The sequence below is a fragment of the Raineya orbicola genome (genome assembly GCF_002843425.1).
GTDB lineage: Bacteria > Bacteroidota > Bacteroidia > Cytophagales > Thermonemataceae > Raineya > Raineya orbicola.
On the sequence record NZ_NKXO01000006.1, the window covers coordinates 69,887 to 84,089 of the forward strand.

Sequence of the window (14,203 nt, forward strand, 5' to 3'; positions counted from 1 at the left end):
TCAGATTTTTTCAGGAATTTGTAGATACGACCATTTCCGTTTTACCGTACCATTTTCCAAAAGAATAAGCCCAGGGTTAGTACGAATCATAGCTTTCATAATTTTGCTATCCAAGGCGTGATGTTCCATAGGCAATTGATATTCGTGGCAAAGCATTTCCATTTGAGCTTTATCAGAACTCAATCCCAAAGGTGTGATGTCTGAATTTTTGAGGTTTTTCAATAAAACCGAAAACTTCTTGAAAGCCTCTAAATTCGTTTTTCTAATATCAGGAACAATGAAAAGCAATTTTTTGCCTACAAACATTTTATTCATTTCGGCAGTATCGGCATCAATATAACGAAAATCTGCTCCTATTTTTGCCTGTGCCTCAGGATTGAGCAAAGTCTGCTGAAAATCTTTGTATTTGTAGGTAGTGCTATCGCTCAATTTTTTATCCCAAAGTTCTGCAAATTCTTTTTCAGAAAAAATTTCATCTTTACCTGTTTTAAGATTGGTGTAAATGTAGCGATTTTCAAAGCGTAAAGGTTCTTTGGGTTTCATCAGGCTGGGCAAGTGATTGCCTACTTTGTAGGGCAAAAAATCTATGATTGGTAAATAATACGCCGCATACAAACCTATGCCAAACGAAGCCAAAGAAACTAACAAATTACTCAGCCAAGCCCATTTTTGCGTATTGGAAGTAATTTTTTTGCTTTGCCAAAGCAAAAAACCTATCAAGAAAAGCAAAATAACATCTTTGAGAAACGATTCAAAAGGTTTGAGTTTGATAGCATCACCAAAACAGCCACAATCCGTTACCTTATTGTAGTGCCAAGAATAAAAGGTTAGTCCTGTAAAAAACACGATTAGCAAAAACAAAGACCAAAGCGTAAGTTTAGGACGAAAACGAATAAGCAAGCTAAATCCCCAAATTACTTCCAAAGCACTCAAAAGTATTGAAAAGCTCAATGCAAAAGGTTTGAGAGTTTCAAAAAAACTACTCATAGCGGTTTCTCTACTTTCTTTCAGTTCACCGTTCACAATCACCTTTTCTCTAAAATCATCTGCGAATACGTCAAAATATTCTTCCAATTTGATTTGCGTTCCTACGGGGTCATTGAGTTTGATAAGCCCCGAAAAAATAAACAATGCCCCTACTAAAAAAATGATGATATTAACGGCTACTTTCATTTTCCAAAAAGTTTAGTTGTATAAGGCAAAAAACAGCGTAATTCAGAATATCTTGATAGTTGGCTTCTACCCCTTCGGAAACTTGTGTTAGTCCTTTGTTATCTTCAATTTGTTTGATACGTCTAATTTTCATCAAAATCAGGTCAGTCATTGAGCTAACTCGCATTTCCCGCCAAGCCTCGCCGTAGTCGTGGTTTTTACGCATCAGCAAATCAAGCGTATTTTGGGCGTGCTTGTCGTAGAGGTTACTCACTTTTTCCCAAGAGAGTTCCATTTCGGTTTCGCCTTGCTGCAAAAGTTCGTTTTGCATCAGGGCAATAATTGCATAATTGATAATTGCCACAAACTCTAAACGTATATCATCAGCAATTTGTTGTGAGCCTTTTTCCTGAATAGAACGAATGCGATTGGCTTTGATAAAAATTTGGTCGGTAAGCGATGGCAGACGCAAAATTCGCCAAGCCGAGCCGTAATCTTGATGTTTTTTCTGAAAAAGATTTTTACAATACGCTATTATCGCCTGATACTGCTCCGAAGTTTTTTTCATTTGATTATCGTCTAAAATCTTATGTCTGGTGTCTTAATTTACCTCATCACTTCACTTTTCGCAAGTACATACGTATAATTTCGCCTGTTTCGTAGTCGTTAAGCAAAACCATTGAATTTTTAGTGAGTTGTTCAATACCTACTTCATCAGGTTTTTGGAAAGAACCATCAGGGTTTTGTTGCTCTTTAATGAGCTTTGAAGCATAAGCATTGAGTTTCCATTTGCCAATCTCCTTTGCTCCCGAAAAAACTGCCGAATAGTTCCCATTCCGATTAAATTCAAAACTTGCCGATTGAGCCATTAGTTTTAGTTCATCTTCTATTTGTTTTTTCTTTTCGGGGGTGGCTTTGGCAATAATTGGCTCTAAATGTATCATTTCAATTTTTTCAACTTTCCAAACACCTGCAACCCAAAAAGATTTATCATTTTGGGCATAAAGCCCCATAGGTAAGCAAAAGAATAATGCTAAAAGAATTCTCATCTTTGTTATTTTGAATATACTTTTGCAAAAATAGCAAAAATCTTTTGTTTGTCTGCAACAAAATACTTAATTTAGTGTTTGCGTTATCATATAAAAAATTTTTGTAGGAAAGCCTTTGTGTTTGAGCTATGAATTTGCTAAATGAAAACTTAAATCGTTACAAGCGAAAATATTATTTGAATTTACTTTTGCGAGGCACACTGATTGTTACGCTTTTCGTTCTTGCCACATATTTACTTTTCAGCACAGCCGAATATTTTGGTCGTTTTAGCTCTTCGGTGCGTGGTTTTTTGTTATTTAGTTTCGTAGCAACAGCTATTTTTTCAATGGCTTATTGGGTGATTTTGCCACTAATGAAAATGCTTCATATTTTAAGGCAAATCTCTGACGAACAAGCCGCTGTACATATCGGTTCATATTTTCAAGACATCAATGATAAACTGCTCAATGCACTACAACTCAAAAAAATACCTCAAAAAACCGAACTTCTGCTCGCCGCCGTCGAACAAAAAGGCAAGCAACTTTCTATTTTCAATTTTGCCGATGCCATAGATTTATCTGAAAATAGAAAATATTTGCGTTATTTTCTACTTCTGCTATTGCTTGCGGCTATTGGTTTTTGGATAGGTGGCTTGAAGTTTTTTACAGAACCTTCCAAACGTATTATTCGTTACACCGAAACTTTTGCCGATGAAGCTCCTTTCAAGTTTCTTTTACAGAACAAAACACTGAAAGCTTTCAAAGGAGAAGATTTGAAAGTTTGGCTCAAATTGCAAGGTAATGCTCTCCCTCAAGAGGTATATTTGGTTACCGAAGAGGGAAAAATCAAAATGCTCGCTGAACCGCAAGGAGGCTACTTTTTTAATTTTCAAAAAATTCAGAAAGCAGAAAAATTTTATTTTGAGGCGGCGGGATTTCAATCGGATACCTACCAAATTGAACTTTTAGAACGCCCCTCACTTTTGAGTTTTAATGCTAATTTGCTTTATCCTGCTTATTTAGGAAAAACCCCTGAAACTATCAAAAATATCGGAAATTTAGTTGTTCCCGAAGGAACACAAATAGAATGGACTTTCAATGTCAGTCAAACTGATAGTCTTTTTTTGAGCTTTGAAGGTGATAAAAATATTATTTTTGCGGAAAAAACCTCTAACAAAACGTTTAGCTACGCTCGTTTGCTCAAAGCCTCTCAAAATTACTCTGTAAGACTTAAAAATCAGCATAGTGAAAATAAGGAAGCTATCGCGTATTACATCAATGTTATTCCCGACCAGTATCCTAAAATTGGTATGGAAACCTATCGCGATACCTCGCTGTATAGTTATGTGAGCGTGGGTGGTAGTATCAGCGACGACTATGGTATTACACGACTTGCCTTTTTTTATCGCATTATGGGTGCAGATGGAAAACCTCGTAGCGAATACAAGGCTGTTCCGATTGGAGTACAAGCAGGTTCGTTGGCTCAAAATTTTTACTACGAAATGGATTTGAAGCCACTCAATTTACGCCCTGGCGAGCAAATTGAATATTTTGCCCAAGTTTGGGACAATGACGGCGTAAATGGTGCGAAAAGTGCAAAAACACTCACCTATCAATTCAAAGTACCTGATGAAACAGAACTTCGTAATGAAGTGGATAAATCCGCTCGGCAAACTGCCTCAAAAATTGATAAAACACTCCAAAAAGCCCGCGATTTGAAGAGAAACTTGCAAGATTTGGATAGCAAAATTAAAACCAAACCAAGTCTGGACTACAACGATAGAAAGCAAATACAAGATATTTTACAGAAAAAACAAGAATTGGAAAAAGATATTAAGGAACTTCAAGAACTCAACAATCTCAATGAAGAAAAGAAAAATCTCTTTGATGAGCAAAAAAACGAAGAACTCAAAGAAAAATTGGAGCAACTCCAAAAACTAATGGATAATTTGCTTGATGAAGAAACCAAAAAACTTTACGAAGAACTGGAAAAACTCCTTGAACAACAAAGAAATGACCCCAAACTCCAAGAGCAACTTGAAAAAATCTTGAACAAAGAAGAAAATTTAGAAAAAGAATTGGATAGGACTTTGGAGCTATTCAAGCAAATGCAATATGAACAAAAATTTGAGGATATTAAAAATGACTTGAAAAACCTTTCGCAAGAACAGCAAAAACTCGCCGAAGAAACTGAAAAAGCTAATCCTAAAAATCAGGAAGGGCAAAAAGATTTAGAACAAAAGCAAGAAAAATTAAATGAAAAGTTTGATAACCTCAAAAAGGAAATGGAAAAATTGGAGAAAATGAACCAAGAACTCCAAGAACCTAATCCTTCGCTTAAAATGGAAGAACAAATGCAAGAAGTAGATAAAGAGCAAGATAAAAGTTTGGAAGAGCTTCAAAAACAAAATAGCAAAGACAATAAAAAGGCTTCGCAATCGCAACGAAAAGCCGCTCAGAAAATGAAAGAAATGAACGAAAAAATGGAACAAATGAGTGCCGAAATGGAAATGGAAGGCTTAGAGGAAGATATCAATAACTTGCGAAATATTTTGGATAATCTTGTAAAACTCTCTTACGAACAAGAAGACTTGATGAAGCAAATGCGAAATCTGAACGTTTCAGACCCTCGTTTCAATGAACTTGCACAGAAGCAAATCAAACTGAAAGATGATGCCCAAGTCATTGAAGATAGCCTCCAAGCTCTTGCCAAACGCCAACCAATGATTGAATCATTTGTTACACGCGAGCTAAGCGATATGCGTAGAGCTATGGAATCGGCTTCCAAAGCCATTAAGGAGCGAAAATTGGGGCTTTCCAGTTCTAAACAGCAATCAGCAATGACATCAATGAATAACCTCGCCCTGATGCTCAACAGCTCTATGCAAGAAATGCAAAACCAAATGAGTGGTAAATCGGGCAAAGGCAAAAACAAGAAAAATCAGAAAGGCGACCAGCCCAGTCTTGGCGAATTGCAAAAACAACTCGGACAAAAAATTCAAGAACTCAAAAAAAGTGGTAAAACAGGTAACCAACTTTCGGAGGAATTAGCTAAATTGGCGGCACAACAAGAAGCACTCCGCCGTATGCTTGAACAAATGAGGCAAGGACAAAAAATGGATAAAAATGGAAAAAATATGGGGGAGCAACTCGGCGATTTAATTAAAGAAATGGAAAAAAATGAGGAGGATTTAATCAATAAACGCCTGACTGATAGGCTCATACAAAGACAAAAAGATATAGAAACTCGGCTTTTAGAATACGAAAAAGCTATGCGAGAACGTGGCGAAGAGGAAAAACGCAAAGGTGAAACAGCTACTCCCAAAGAAAAGAAAATACCTAAAAACCTTGAACCTTATACCAAACCAAAAGAAAAGCAAATAGAAATGCTCAGGACTTTACCTCCTGCCTTAAATCCGTACTTTAAGCGTGAAATTGATAAATATTTTGAAAAAATTGGAAAATAAGAATTTTACATACGTCAGCAATAAGTTGGAGTCTGTGAGTTTGCAGATTCCTTCGCTTCCCGAAAATATCCGCATCGTTGAAAGTTTTATTGAAAATATCCGCGACCAATATCAAATCAACGATGATATTTATGGGAATATCTTGGTTGCCATTACCGAGGCAGTCAATAATGCTATTCATCACGGCAACAAGTGCAATCCTAAAAAAAATGTAGAGCTTACAATGCAACTATTGGAAGATGCTATCCGCTTTATGATACACGATGAAGGTCAAGGTTTTGACTACCAGCATATTCCCGACCCACTTGCCCCTGAAAATCTTGAAAAAATCGGCGGCAGGGGAATTTTCCTGATGCGTCATCTTGCTGATGAAGTACATTTTCAAGATGAAGGCAGAGAAATTACAATGGTGTTTTATGTAAGTTAGCGTATGTACAACGACCCCGAACTTCAACAACAAGCTAAATATCTCGGAACTTTCACCAAAGATTTTGCTCAAATTGCCGATATGCTCAAAGAGGTTTCTTATACCTTGCGTAGTAGAGGCTTTGAGTACCCCATTTTCCCGATTTGTAAAGAAAAAATCGCTATTGGTAAGATTTTCATTGAAAAAGAGCAAATGCACTTAGACTGGCACTGCTATATTTCTTACTTGCAAGAATTTACAGACCGAAAACTTATTACAGATATAGAAACTTTCAAGAGTGCCTACAAAAACCCTGATGAGTATTGCTGTTTGTTTGTAGTGGATAAAGATTTTATGAACTTCGTTTTTCTACCTTATCCCGAAGACTAATTTGATTTTTTGCCAAACCTTCACAACAATTTGATTAACTTCTGCTGATACTTCAAAATAAATCACAGGCAGGCAATACATCACACAAATCAGTAGCACTTTCAAAGGCAAAACCCATACCAGTTCTGTAAGGTTTTTAGCAGTTGGTATTAGAGAAATTAACCCCAGTACAGCCAAACTAATTATCAGAACATACAACTGCTTTAACTGAAAAGGCTGTATTCGGTGAATTTTATAGACAAAAACCAGATGAGTCAGAATCATTAGCGAAGTAGCTATTGCCGTAGCCAAAGCCGCTCCTTGTACCCCATACCCTTCTATCAGCCAATAATTGAGTACAATATTCAAAATAGCAAAGACAAAGGAAAAAATAGAAGCAAAATAAAATTTGCCTGAATATAGAATAAGCTCGCCTCGCAAGCCTGTGGAAAGGTTAAAAAGTGTTGTAAGCCCTAAAATAAAGACAATCCATTTGCCTTCGGCGTAGATTTTGCCTTTGGGCAAAAGCAAAAAAATCTCATCTATGCAAAGCCATATTCCTAAAAATACAAAAGCACCTGCCAAAAGTTGGTGTAAAGCTGTCTTTTGGTAAAGTTCTTTCATTTTTTCCCTATCGTTTTGAGCAATTGCCTGCGAAAGCAGAGGAATAGAAATTTGTGAAAGAGCTTTTTTGGGAATATCCATTGTCATTACGATAAAAGTAGCTAACATAAAAATTGCACTTTCTCGCAAACCCTCTTGCCCCGCAAGCATTACCCTATCAGCAAAACGAAAAAGATTTTCTCCTATTCCTCCCAAAGCTATCAAAATACCATAAAAAGCCATCTGATAAAGGCTTTTTCTATCAAAAAACTTCCACTGAATTTTCCAAAACCATTTCCGCAAGATACGAATATAGAAAAGCAATAACACCACAGCCACCCCATAAAGAGCTACAAGCAAGTACAAAAAAAACTCAAAACTTATCCAACCCAAAGCAAAAATAAGAATAAGCCCGATGTTGCCACCCTTCAAAAAAATTTCTCTGACAGCCGTAGGGATAGCGATACGTGCATTGTTACGTGTGTATGCCTCTAAAACCAACATCATTACCCAAAAGGCAGTAAGCGGAATAGAAAGGAAATGATACGCTAATATTTCAGGTGATTTGAGTTGAAAGTATGCCGTGATATTTTCTCGCAAAAACCAATATAGCAGGCTAAAAAATGTAATTCCTACCAAAGCCCATAAAAAAATCAGTCCTAAAAAGCCGTGATGTTGCTCTTTTTCATTACGATGAAAAACAAAAAATTTATCCGTGATGAAAGGCAAACCTAAATGAGCAAATGAAGCAAAAACTAAGCTATTTTCAAGTAAAAGCCTACTGATAGCGAGTTGTTCGGGAGAAAGAAACTTGGTAGCTACAAAAAGATTATTGATAACCCCCAAAGCAACCCCCACATAAGAGGCAAAACTGGCTTTTAAGCTCTGACGAATAACTATTCCCATATAGCTTTCAAAATAAAAAGAGGACATTCCTTACTTACAGAAATGTCCTTGATTATACACTTAAATTCCAAGAAAATTACGCTAAACTATTCACATATTTAGCCAGTTTGGATTTGTGATTGCTGGCTTTGTTTTTATGAATAATGTTCTTTTTAGCAAGTTTATCCAACATAGAAGTAACTTTACTCAAAAGTTCAGTGGCTTCGGTTTTGTTGGTAGTTTTGCGTAGTTTTTTCTCAAAAGTACGTGTAGTCTTCAAATAAAAGCGATTTCTCAACCTTTTGGCTTCGTTTGCTCTAATTCTTTTCAGTGCCGACTTATGATTTGCCATAATTGTATGCTTTAATTTTCTTGTTTTCTACAAGGGAGTGCAAAATTAGAAAAGTTTTTTCGCTTTCCAAAAAAAACATAGAAATATTTTTACAAACTTGCCCGAATGAAGTCCAAAAAACATATTAAGTGCTTGGATAAATGTTCGCAAGCCTTTACACTTTTTTATTTATTGCATTTTTCTGATTAAATATTTTTCAAGTACCTTATACGAATTTTTTGAGCTTTTTTTTAACTTGCGGGCAAAACACTTCAAACCTTCAAATTTATGACAAACAAAGTTTTATTTATTGCAAAAGTGATGCTTTGGCTAATTTTTGCCCAATTTTCTTTTGCTCAAAGTACGCAACCTATTCCGCTCAATCCCAAAGTAAGAGTTGGAAAACTTTCCAATGGACTAACTTATTACATTCAACAAAATAGTAAGCCCGAAAAGCGTGTAGAACTACGTTTGGCAGTTAATGCAGGTTCTATTTTAGAAACAGAAAAACAACTTGGTTTGGCTCATTTTGTTGAGCATATGCTATTTAATGGCACTAAAAAATTCCCCAAAAACGAAATTGTGAGCTATTTGCAATCTATTGGGGTGCAGTTTGGTGGCGATTTGAACGCTTACACAAGTTTTGATGAAACCGTGTATATGTTGCCTGTACCTACGGATAAGCCTGAACTCTTGGATAAAGGTTTGGAAATTTTGCGAGAATGGGCAAGCAATGCCACCTTTGACCCCGCCGAAATTGATAAAGAACGTGGAGTAGTGCTGGAAGAATGGCGTTTAGGACGCGGTGCCGAACAACGTATGCAAGATAAACAATTTCCAATCATTCTGAAAGGCTCGCAATATGCCAAACGCTTGCCTATTGGTACTGAAAAGAGCCTAAAAACCTTTAAGCACCAAGAAGTTATCAATTTTTACAAAGATTGGTATCGCCCTAATCTGATGGCAGTAATAGTGGTTGGCGATATTGATGTAAATGCTATGGAACAGAAAATCAAAAACTTATTCAGCGACCTAAAAAATCCCCAAAAAGAAAAACCTCGCACGGCTTTCCCCGTTCCCGACCATAAGGAGATGCTTATTTCCATTGTATCTGATAAAGAAGCCTCTTTCCCTAACGTGGGCATACTCTACAAAAAAGCTCCCCGTGAAATCAAAACGGAGCAAGATTATTTTGAAAAACTCAAAATGAATATCTTTTCAGGTATGCTCAATGAACGTTTTGATGAAATCCTTCTTTCGCCCAATCCTCCTTTTTCTTTTGCAGGAGGCTATTATGGTGATTTTGTGAGGGAAAAAGATGCTTTTTCGCTTGATGCCAATACTGATGAAAAAAATCTCATCAATGCCTTGCGTACTTTACTCATTGAAGCTAAGCGTTTAGAAAAATACGGCTTCGTGCAACAAGAGTTAGATTTGTATAAGAAAAAGTATTTGGCAAACCTTGAAAAACGTTACAACGACCGCGACAAGACCGAATCGGGCACAATTGTATGGAGTTATGTAAGTCATTTCTTGGAAGGCAAACCTGCCCCCGGTATAGAGTATGAGTACGATTTTGCTAAAAAATATTTAGATAAAATCAAATTAGAGGATTTGAATGGTATCATTAAAACCTTGATTACCAAAGAGAACTGCGTTATTGCCATTCAAGCTCCTGAAAAAGAAGGCTTCAAAGTTCCTACGGAAGCTGATGTAAAAGCTGTTTTGGCAGAAGTAGAAAAAACAGAAGTAAAGCCTTACGAGGCTAAAAAAATAGCACAAACCCTTTCCGAAGGAGTAAAAATCAATGCAGGGAAAATTGTAGGTGAGAAAAAATTAGAAAAAATCGGTGTTACCGAGCTTACGCTTTCTAATGGAGCAAGAGTAATTTTGAAACCTACTGATTTCAAGAATGATGAGATTATGATTTACGCTTACAGCAACGGCGGACACTCATTAGCAAGCGATGAAGATATACACTCTGCCGAATACATTGCAGGTGTAATAGCTGAAAGCGGTATCAATAATCTTTCCCAAAATGATATGAAAAAAGTAATGGCAGGCAAAAATGTTCGCATTACTCCTTATATCGGTAATACGCAAGAAGGTTTCAATGGAAGTACTACACCCAAAGATTTAGAAACAGCTTTGGAACTTATGCATTTATATTTTGTTGCTCCTCGACAAGACCAAGAAGCCTTCAATTCTAAACTACAAAGAGACAAAGCCTTTTTAGGAAACTTGATTTCAAACCCGCAATTCTATTTTTACATTGAACTTTTCAAGATTTTGTCAAACAATCACCCTCGCACTGTTACCTTCATACCTGAATTTGATAAAATCAATTATCAAAAAGGGTTTGCTTTCTACAAGGACCGATTCGCCGATGCTTCAGACTTTACATTCATATTGGTAGGGTCTTTCAAAATAGAGGAAATAAAGCCTTTACTGGAAAAATATTTAGCTTCGCTACCCAATAACGGTAGAAAAGAAAACTGGAAAGATAATGGCATTCGTCCTCCCAAAGGAATGTTAGACAAAACTATCTACAAAGGTTCAGACCCTAAAAGTTTTGTTCAAATTGTTTTTGCAGGAGATGATACCACTCCCTACGATTACAAAAACGCTTTCGCTCTTACAGCACTTGGCGAACTTTTAGATATTAAACTCGTTGAAAAAATCCGTGAGGAAAGTTCAGGAGCTTATACAGTAGGAGCAGACGGCAACTTGAACAAGTACCCTCGTAATTCATATTCTTTCAGTATCAATTTTCCTTGCGACCCCAAACGCGTTGATGAACTCACCAAACAAGCATTGGAAGAGGTTGAAAAAATACAAAAAGGCAATATTGATGTAAAAGACCTTGACAAAGTAAAAGAACAACGCAAACGCAAAATGGAAGTGGATATCAAAACCAACCGTTATTGGTTATATACTTTGGCAAATCTTTACTTCAACGGCGAAAACCCTGAAATGATAGCCGATTGGGAAAGTCGTTTGGCTTGGATTACCAAAGAAAATTTGCAAGCCGTTGCCAAAAAATACCTCAATACCAAAGAGTATATCCGAGTAACTTTGAAACCAGAGGAGAAAAAGTAAGATTTCAAATTTCACCGAGCAAAAAGGCTCATTCGTCTAAAACGATTTTTCAAACCCACTAAAACCCATTACCTTTGTCTCAAATAGTTTTAGTGGTGTTTTTAGCAACATAATAGTTGCGTGGAAACGACAAAACCTATGGATTTGTCGTTTTTTTTATTTTTGCATTGAAGGTAGATGCTTTTCCAAGATTTTCACCAAGTTTTCTAATCCTTTTTGGTCGGTTTCTGAAAAATCATTGAGCTTGTCGCTATCTATATCCAAAACGCCTACCACATTGCTTTCCTGAAAAATAGGCACAACAATTTCAGATTTAGAAAGCGAACTGCAAGCAATATGCCCCGGGAATTTATCTACATCAGGCACGAGTATAGTACGAGCCTCTTTCCAAGCAGTACCACAAACCCCCTTTCCATAGCCTATACGCGTGCAAGCAAGCGAACCCTGAAAAGGAGCAAGCACCAGTTCATTATCTTTTACCCAATAAAAGCCTATCCAAAAAAAGCCCAAAGCCTCTTTAAGAACCGCTACAAAATTAGCAAGATTAGCAACAAGGTCTTTTTCTTGCGAAAGTAAAGCATCTATTTGTGGAATAAGAGCTTTGTAAATTTCGGCTCGGTCTTGGGTTTGTGGGATAAAAAGTGTTTCTGCCATATTTGTAGAATTAGTTTGGAAAATTACAACAACCTTTCTAACGAACAAATAGATTTTGTATTTTTGAAAAAAAACAAAAAAATATGCAAACCGAACTTTCAGCAAAAGCTCACGAGGTTTTGCAAAAGTATTGGGGTTATGCGAAATTCAGACCTTTGCAGGAAGAAATTATCCTTTCGGTACTGGAAGGCAATGATACGCTTGCTCTTTTGCCTACGGGAGGAGGCAAATCTATTTGTTTTCAGGTGCCTGCAATGTGTTTGGAAGGTATTTGCATTGTAATTTCGCCGCTCATTGCTCTGATGAAAGATCAAGTAGAAAATTTACGGAAAAAAGGAATTTCGGCTTTTGCCATTTTTACAGGAATGAGCCGCCGTGAAATTGATATTATCCTTGACCACTGCGTTTATGGAAAAGTAAAATTTCTGTATATTTCCCCCGAACGCTTGCAAACGGATATTTTTCGGGAGCGTCTGAAAAAAATGCAAGTGGGGTTACTTGCCATAGATGAAGCCCACTGCATTTCGCAATGGGGCTATGATTTTCGTCCGCCGTATTTACAAATTGCAGAAATTCGCGAGTATATTCCTGATGTGCCTTGCATAGCCCTTACGGCTACGGCTACCGATGTAGTCAAAGGGGATATTCAAGAAAAATTGAGTTTTAAGCCTAATCGGAAGGTTTTTCAGAAAAGTTTTGCTCGGGCAAATCTCTCGTATTCTTGTTTTTACCAAGAGAATAAACTTCAAAAATTACTTCAAATTTTACAAAATGTGCAAGGTTCGGCGGTAGTGTATGCCAATTCTCGCAAAAAGGTTCAAGAAATAGCTCAAATGCTTGCACAACATAAAATCAGTGCCGATTTCTATCACGCAGGGCTGAAAAACGAAGAACGCAACCGCAAACAAGAACTTTGGATAAAAAATAAAATCCGTGTCATTGTTGCCACCAATGCCTTTGGAATGGGCATTGATAAACCCGATGTACGAGTAGTAGTCCATTGGGAATTGCCAAGTTCTTTGGAAGCCTACTATCAGGAAGCAGGCAGAGCAGGCAGAGACGAAAAAAAGGCTTATGCAGTAGCTCTCTACGACAAAAACGATATTGATAATCTAGAAATTCAAGTTTTGAAGTCTTATCCTCCGCCTGCTACTATTCGGAAGGTGTATCAGATGCTTGCCAATTACTATCAGCTTGCCGTAGGGAGCGGAGCAATGTCAAGTTTTGATTTTGATTTCAACGATTTTATTAAAAATTTCAATTTAGATGCCAATGAAGCTCATTTTTCGCTCAAAATTCTTTGCGATGAAAATATCATTCATTTGAGCGAAGCGTATTTTAGTCCTTCCAAACTACTTTTCTTGCTGAATAATAATGATTTGTATGCCTTTCAGATTGCTAACAAAAATGCAGAACCTATTATTCAGCTACTTTTGCGAATGTATGGAGGCGAATTACTCACACATTTTTGTAAAATATCGGAGCAAGCCATTGCCCAAAAAGCAGGAACAAGTGTTGAAAATGTCATACGAGCCCTTGAAAATTTAGAAAAAATGAGGGTAGTCATTTATGAAAAACAAAAAGATAAACCACAACTTACTTTTGTAGTGCCTCGCCAAAATGCAGAAAATTTGCAATTGGATTGGCAGAAAATCAATCAGCGAAAGGAAAGAGATTTGCGTAAAGCTAAAGCAGTTGCTCATTACGTACAGCACGAAAGTCGTTGCCGAACGCAGTTGCTTTTAGAATATTTCGGTGAAATTTCTTATGAACCCTGCGGTATTTGTGATATTTGTTTGAAAAAGAAAAAGGAAAAACGTTTGAGCGAGCATTACTATGAAATATATCGCGAAAAAATTCTTAAAGCCCTTGAATTTCAAAGTCTGACCATTGAAGAACTTATTTTAGCTATTCAGCCGCGTACTCGTGAAGCACTTGTAGAGGCTTTACAAAAAATTATTGAAGTAGGAGAGGTAGAAATGACCGAAAACCATAAACTAAAAAGAGTGGTTTAAGGTTACATTTGAAATACAGATATTAACAAGTTTGGTTTGAAATTTGCAACTATCAAATAAAAATTCTTTTAGTCCTCCGACAAAAGTTGAATAGTTTTTACAAGTTGTGGATATTGGGTATCATTTAAGAGGCAATATTGCAAAAACAGGAAACCATACCTAAAAAAAGAGAACTCTCTACGCCCGTTAGGACA

At 36.7% G+C, this 14,203-nt stretch carries 11 protein-coding genes; 5 read left to right on the forward strand and 6 right to left on the reverse strand.

Going from position 1 to position 14,203, the window contains the following annotated elements; genetic code table 11:
• From Rain11_RS02800 to Rain11_RS02810, 3 genes are read right to left on the reverse strand one after another with little or no spacing between them, the layout of a single operon-like run.
• Positions 1–1,173: a MauE/DoxX family redox-associated membrane protein gene (locus Rain11_RS02800; RefSeq protein ID WP_101357807.1), complete on the reverse strand. Its 1,173-nt coding sequence runs from the start codon at positions 1,171–1,173 to the stop codon at positions 1–3.
• Entirely contained in the window at positions 1,157–1,720 is a 564-nt protein-coding gene (locus Rain11_RS02805; RefSeq protein WP_101357808.1) for a DUF1599 domain-containing protein, read from the reverse strand. Before Rain11_RS02805 ends, Rain11_RS02800 begins: the two co-directional genes overlap by 17 nt.
• Before the next feature lie 46 nt (positions 1,721–1,766).
• Positions 1,767–2,201: a hypothetical protein gene (locus Rain11_RS02810; protein WP_101357809.1), complete on the reverse strand. Its 435-nt coding sequence runs from the start codon at positions 2,199–2,201 to the stop codon at positions 1,767–1,769.
• A gap of 128 nt (positions 2,202–2,329) precedes the next feature.
• Between Rain11_RS02810 and Rain11_RS02815 the strand changes: the two genes are divergently transcribed.
• Genes Rain11_RS02815 through Rain11_RS02825 form a run of 3 tightly spaced genes read left to right on the forward strand, consistent with a single transcriptional unit; the run spans position 2,330 to position 6,443 of the window.
• The gene (locus Rain11_RS02815) at positions 2,330–5,647 is read left to right on the forward strand and encodes a DUF4175 family protein (protein WP_101357810.1); all 3,318 of its coding nucleotides are present in this window, start codon (positions 2,330–2,332) and stop codon (positions 5,645–5,647) included.
• A gap of 25 nt (positions 5,648–5,672) precedes the next feature.
• Positions 5,673–6,074 carry an ATP-binding protein gene (locus tag Rain11_RS02820; protein WP_101357823.1) on the forward strand — a complete coding sequence of 134 codons (402 nt, stop codon included), beginning with the start codon at positions 5,673–5,675 and terminating at the stop codon, positions 6,072–6,074.
• 3 nt (positions 6,075–6,077) lie between these two features.
• Complete coding sequence (locus Rain11_RS02825) at positions 6,078–6,443, forward strand: hypothetical protein (RefSeq protein ID WP_101357811.1); 366 nt, start codon at positions 6,078–6,080, stop codon at positions 6,441–6,443.
• Here the strand turns inward: Rain11_RS02825 and Rain11_RS02830 are convergent.
• Both Rain11_RS02830 and rpsT read right to left on the reverse strand, forming a co-directional pair.
• Positions 6,423–7,931 (reverse strand): lipopolysaccharide biosynthesis protein, encoded by a 1,509-nt coding sequence (locus Rain11_RS02830; protein ID WP_165778062.1) that lies wholly within the window; start codon positions 7,929–7,931, stop codon positions 6,423–6,425. The genes Rain11_RS02825 and Rain11_RS02830 overlap by 21 nt on opposite strands.
• 76 nt (positions 7,932–8,007) lie before the next feature.
• Positions 8,008–8,262, reverse strand: a complete 255-nt coding sequence (gene rpsT, locus Rain11_RS02835) for a 30S ribosomal protein S20 (RefSeq protein ID WP_101357813.1) — start codon at positions 8,260–8,262, stop codon at positions 8,008–8,010.
• A gap of 267 nt (positions 8,263–8,529) precedes the next feature.
• Here rpsT and Rain11_RS02840 point away from each other — a divergent pair, with 267 nt between their 5' ends.
• Positions 8,530–11,340 (forward strand): M16 family metallopeptidase, encoded by a 2,811-nt coding sequence (locus tag Rain11_RS02840; protein ID WP_101357814.1) that lies wholly within the window; start codon positions 8,530–8,532, stop codon positions 11,338–11,340.
• A gap of 156 nt (positions 11,341–11,496) precedes the next feature.
• Here Rain11_RS02840 and Rain11_RS02845 read toward each other — a convergent pair whose 3' ends face one another.
• Positions 11,497–11,994 carry a GAF domain-containing protein gene (locus Rain11_RS02845; protein ID WP_101357824.1) on the reverse strand — a complete coding sequence of 166 codons (498 nt, stop codon included), beginning with the start codon at positions 11,992–11,994 and terminating at the stop codon, positions 11,497–11,499.
• Between the two features lie 83 nt (positions 11,995–12,077).
• Here Rain11_RS02845 and Rain11_RS02850 point away from each other — a divergent pair, with 83 nt between their 5' ends.
• Entirely contained in the window at positions 12,078–14,009 is a 1,932-nt protein-coding gene (locus Rain11_RS02850; protein WP_101357815.1) for a RecQ family ATP-dependent DNA helicase, read from the forward strand.
• Positions 14,010–14,203 lie beyond the last annotated feature (194 nt).

What these genes read in the sequence shown, in the direction of transcription:
- Rain11_RS02840 (WP_101357814.1), top strand. Translation starts at nt 8,530, where the DNA reads ATGACAAACAAAGTTTTATTTATTGCAAAAGTGATGCTTTGGCTAATT.
- Rain11_RS02845 (WP_101357824.1), bottom strand. Translation starts at nt 11,994, where the DNA reads ATGGCAGAAACACTTTTTATCCCACAAACCCAAGACCGAGCCGAAATT.
- Rain11_RS02800 (WP_101357807.1), bottom strand. Translation starts at nt 1,173, where the DNA reads ATGAAAGTAGCCGTTAATATCATCATTTTTTTAGTAGGGGCATTGTTT.
- Rain11_RS02810 (WP_101357809.1), bottom strand. Translation starts at nt 2,201, where the DNA reads ATGAGAATTCTTTTAGCATTATTCTTTTGCTTACCTATGGGGCTTTAT.
- Rain11_RS02825 (WP_101357811.1), top strand. Translation starts at nt 6,078, where the DNA reads ATGTACAACGACCCCGAACTTCAACAACAAGCTAAATATCTCGGAACT.
- Rain11_RS02830 (WP_165778062.1), bottom strand. Translation starts at nt 7,931, where the DNA reads ATGGGAATAGTTATTCGTCAGAGCTTAAAAGCCAGTTTTGCCTCTTAT.
- Rain11_RS02815 (WP_101357810.1), top strand. Translation starts at nt 2,330, where the DNA reads ATGAATTTGCTAAATGAAAACTTAAATCGTTACAAGCGAAAATATTAT.
- Rain11_RS02805 (WP_101357808.1), bottom strand. Translation starts at nt 1,720, where the DNA reads ATGAAAAAAACTTCGGAGCAGTATCAGGCGATAATAGCGTATTGTAAA.
- rpsT (WP_101357813.1), bottom strand. Translation starts at nt 8,262, where the DNA reads ATGGCAAATCATAAGTCGGCACTGAAAAGAATTAGAGCAAACGAAGCC.
- Rain11_RS02850 (WP_101357815.1), top strand. Translation starts at nt 12,078, where the DNA reads ATGCAAACCGAACTTTCAGCAAAAGCTCACGAGGTTTTGCAAAAGTAT.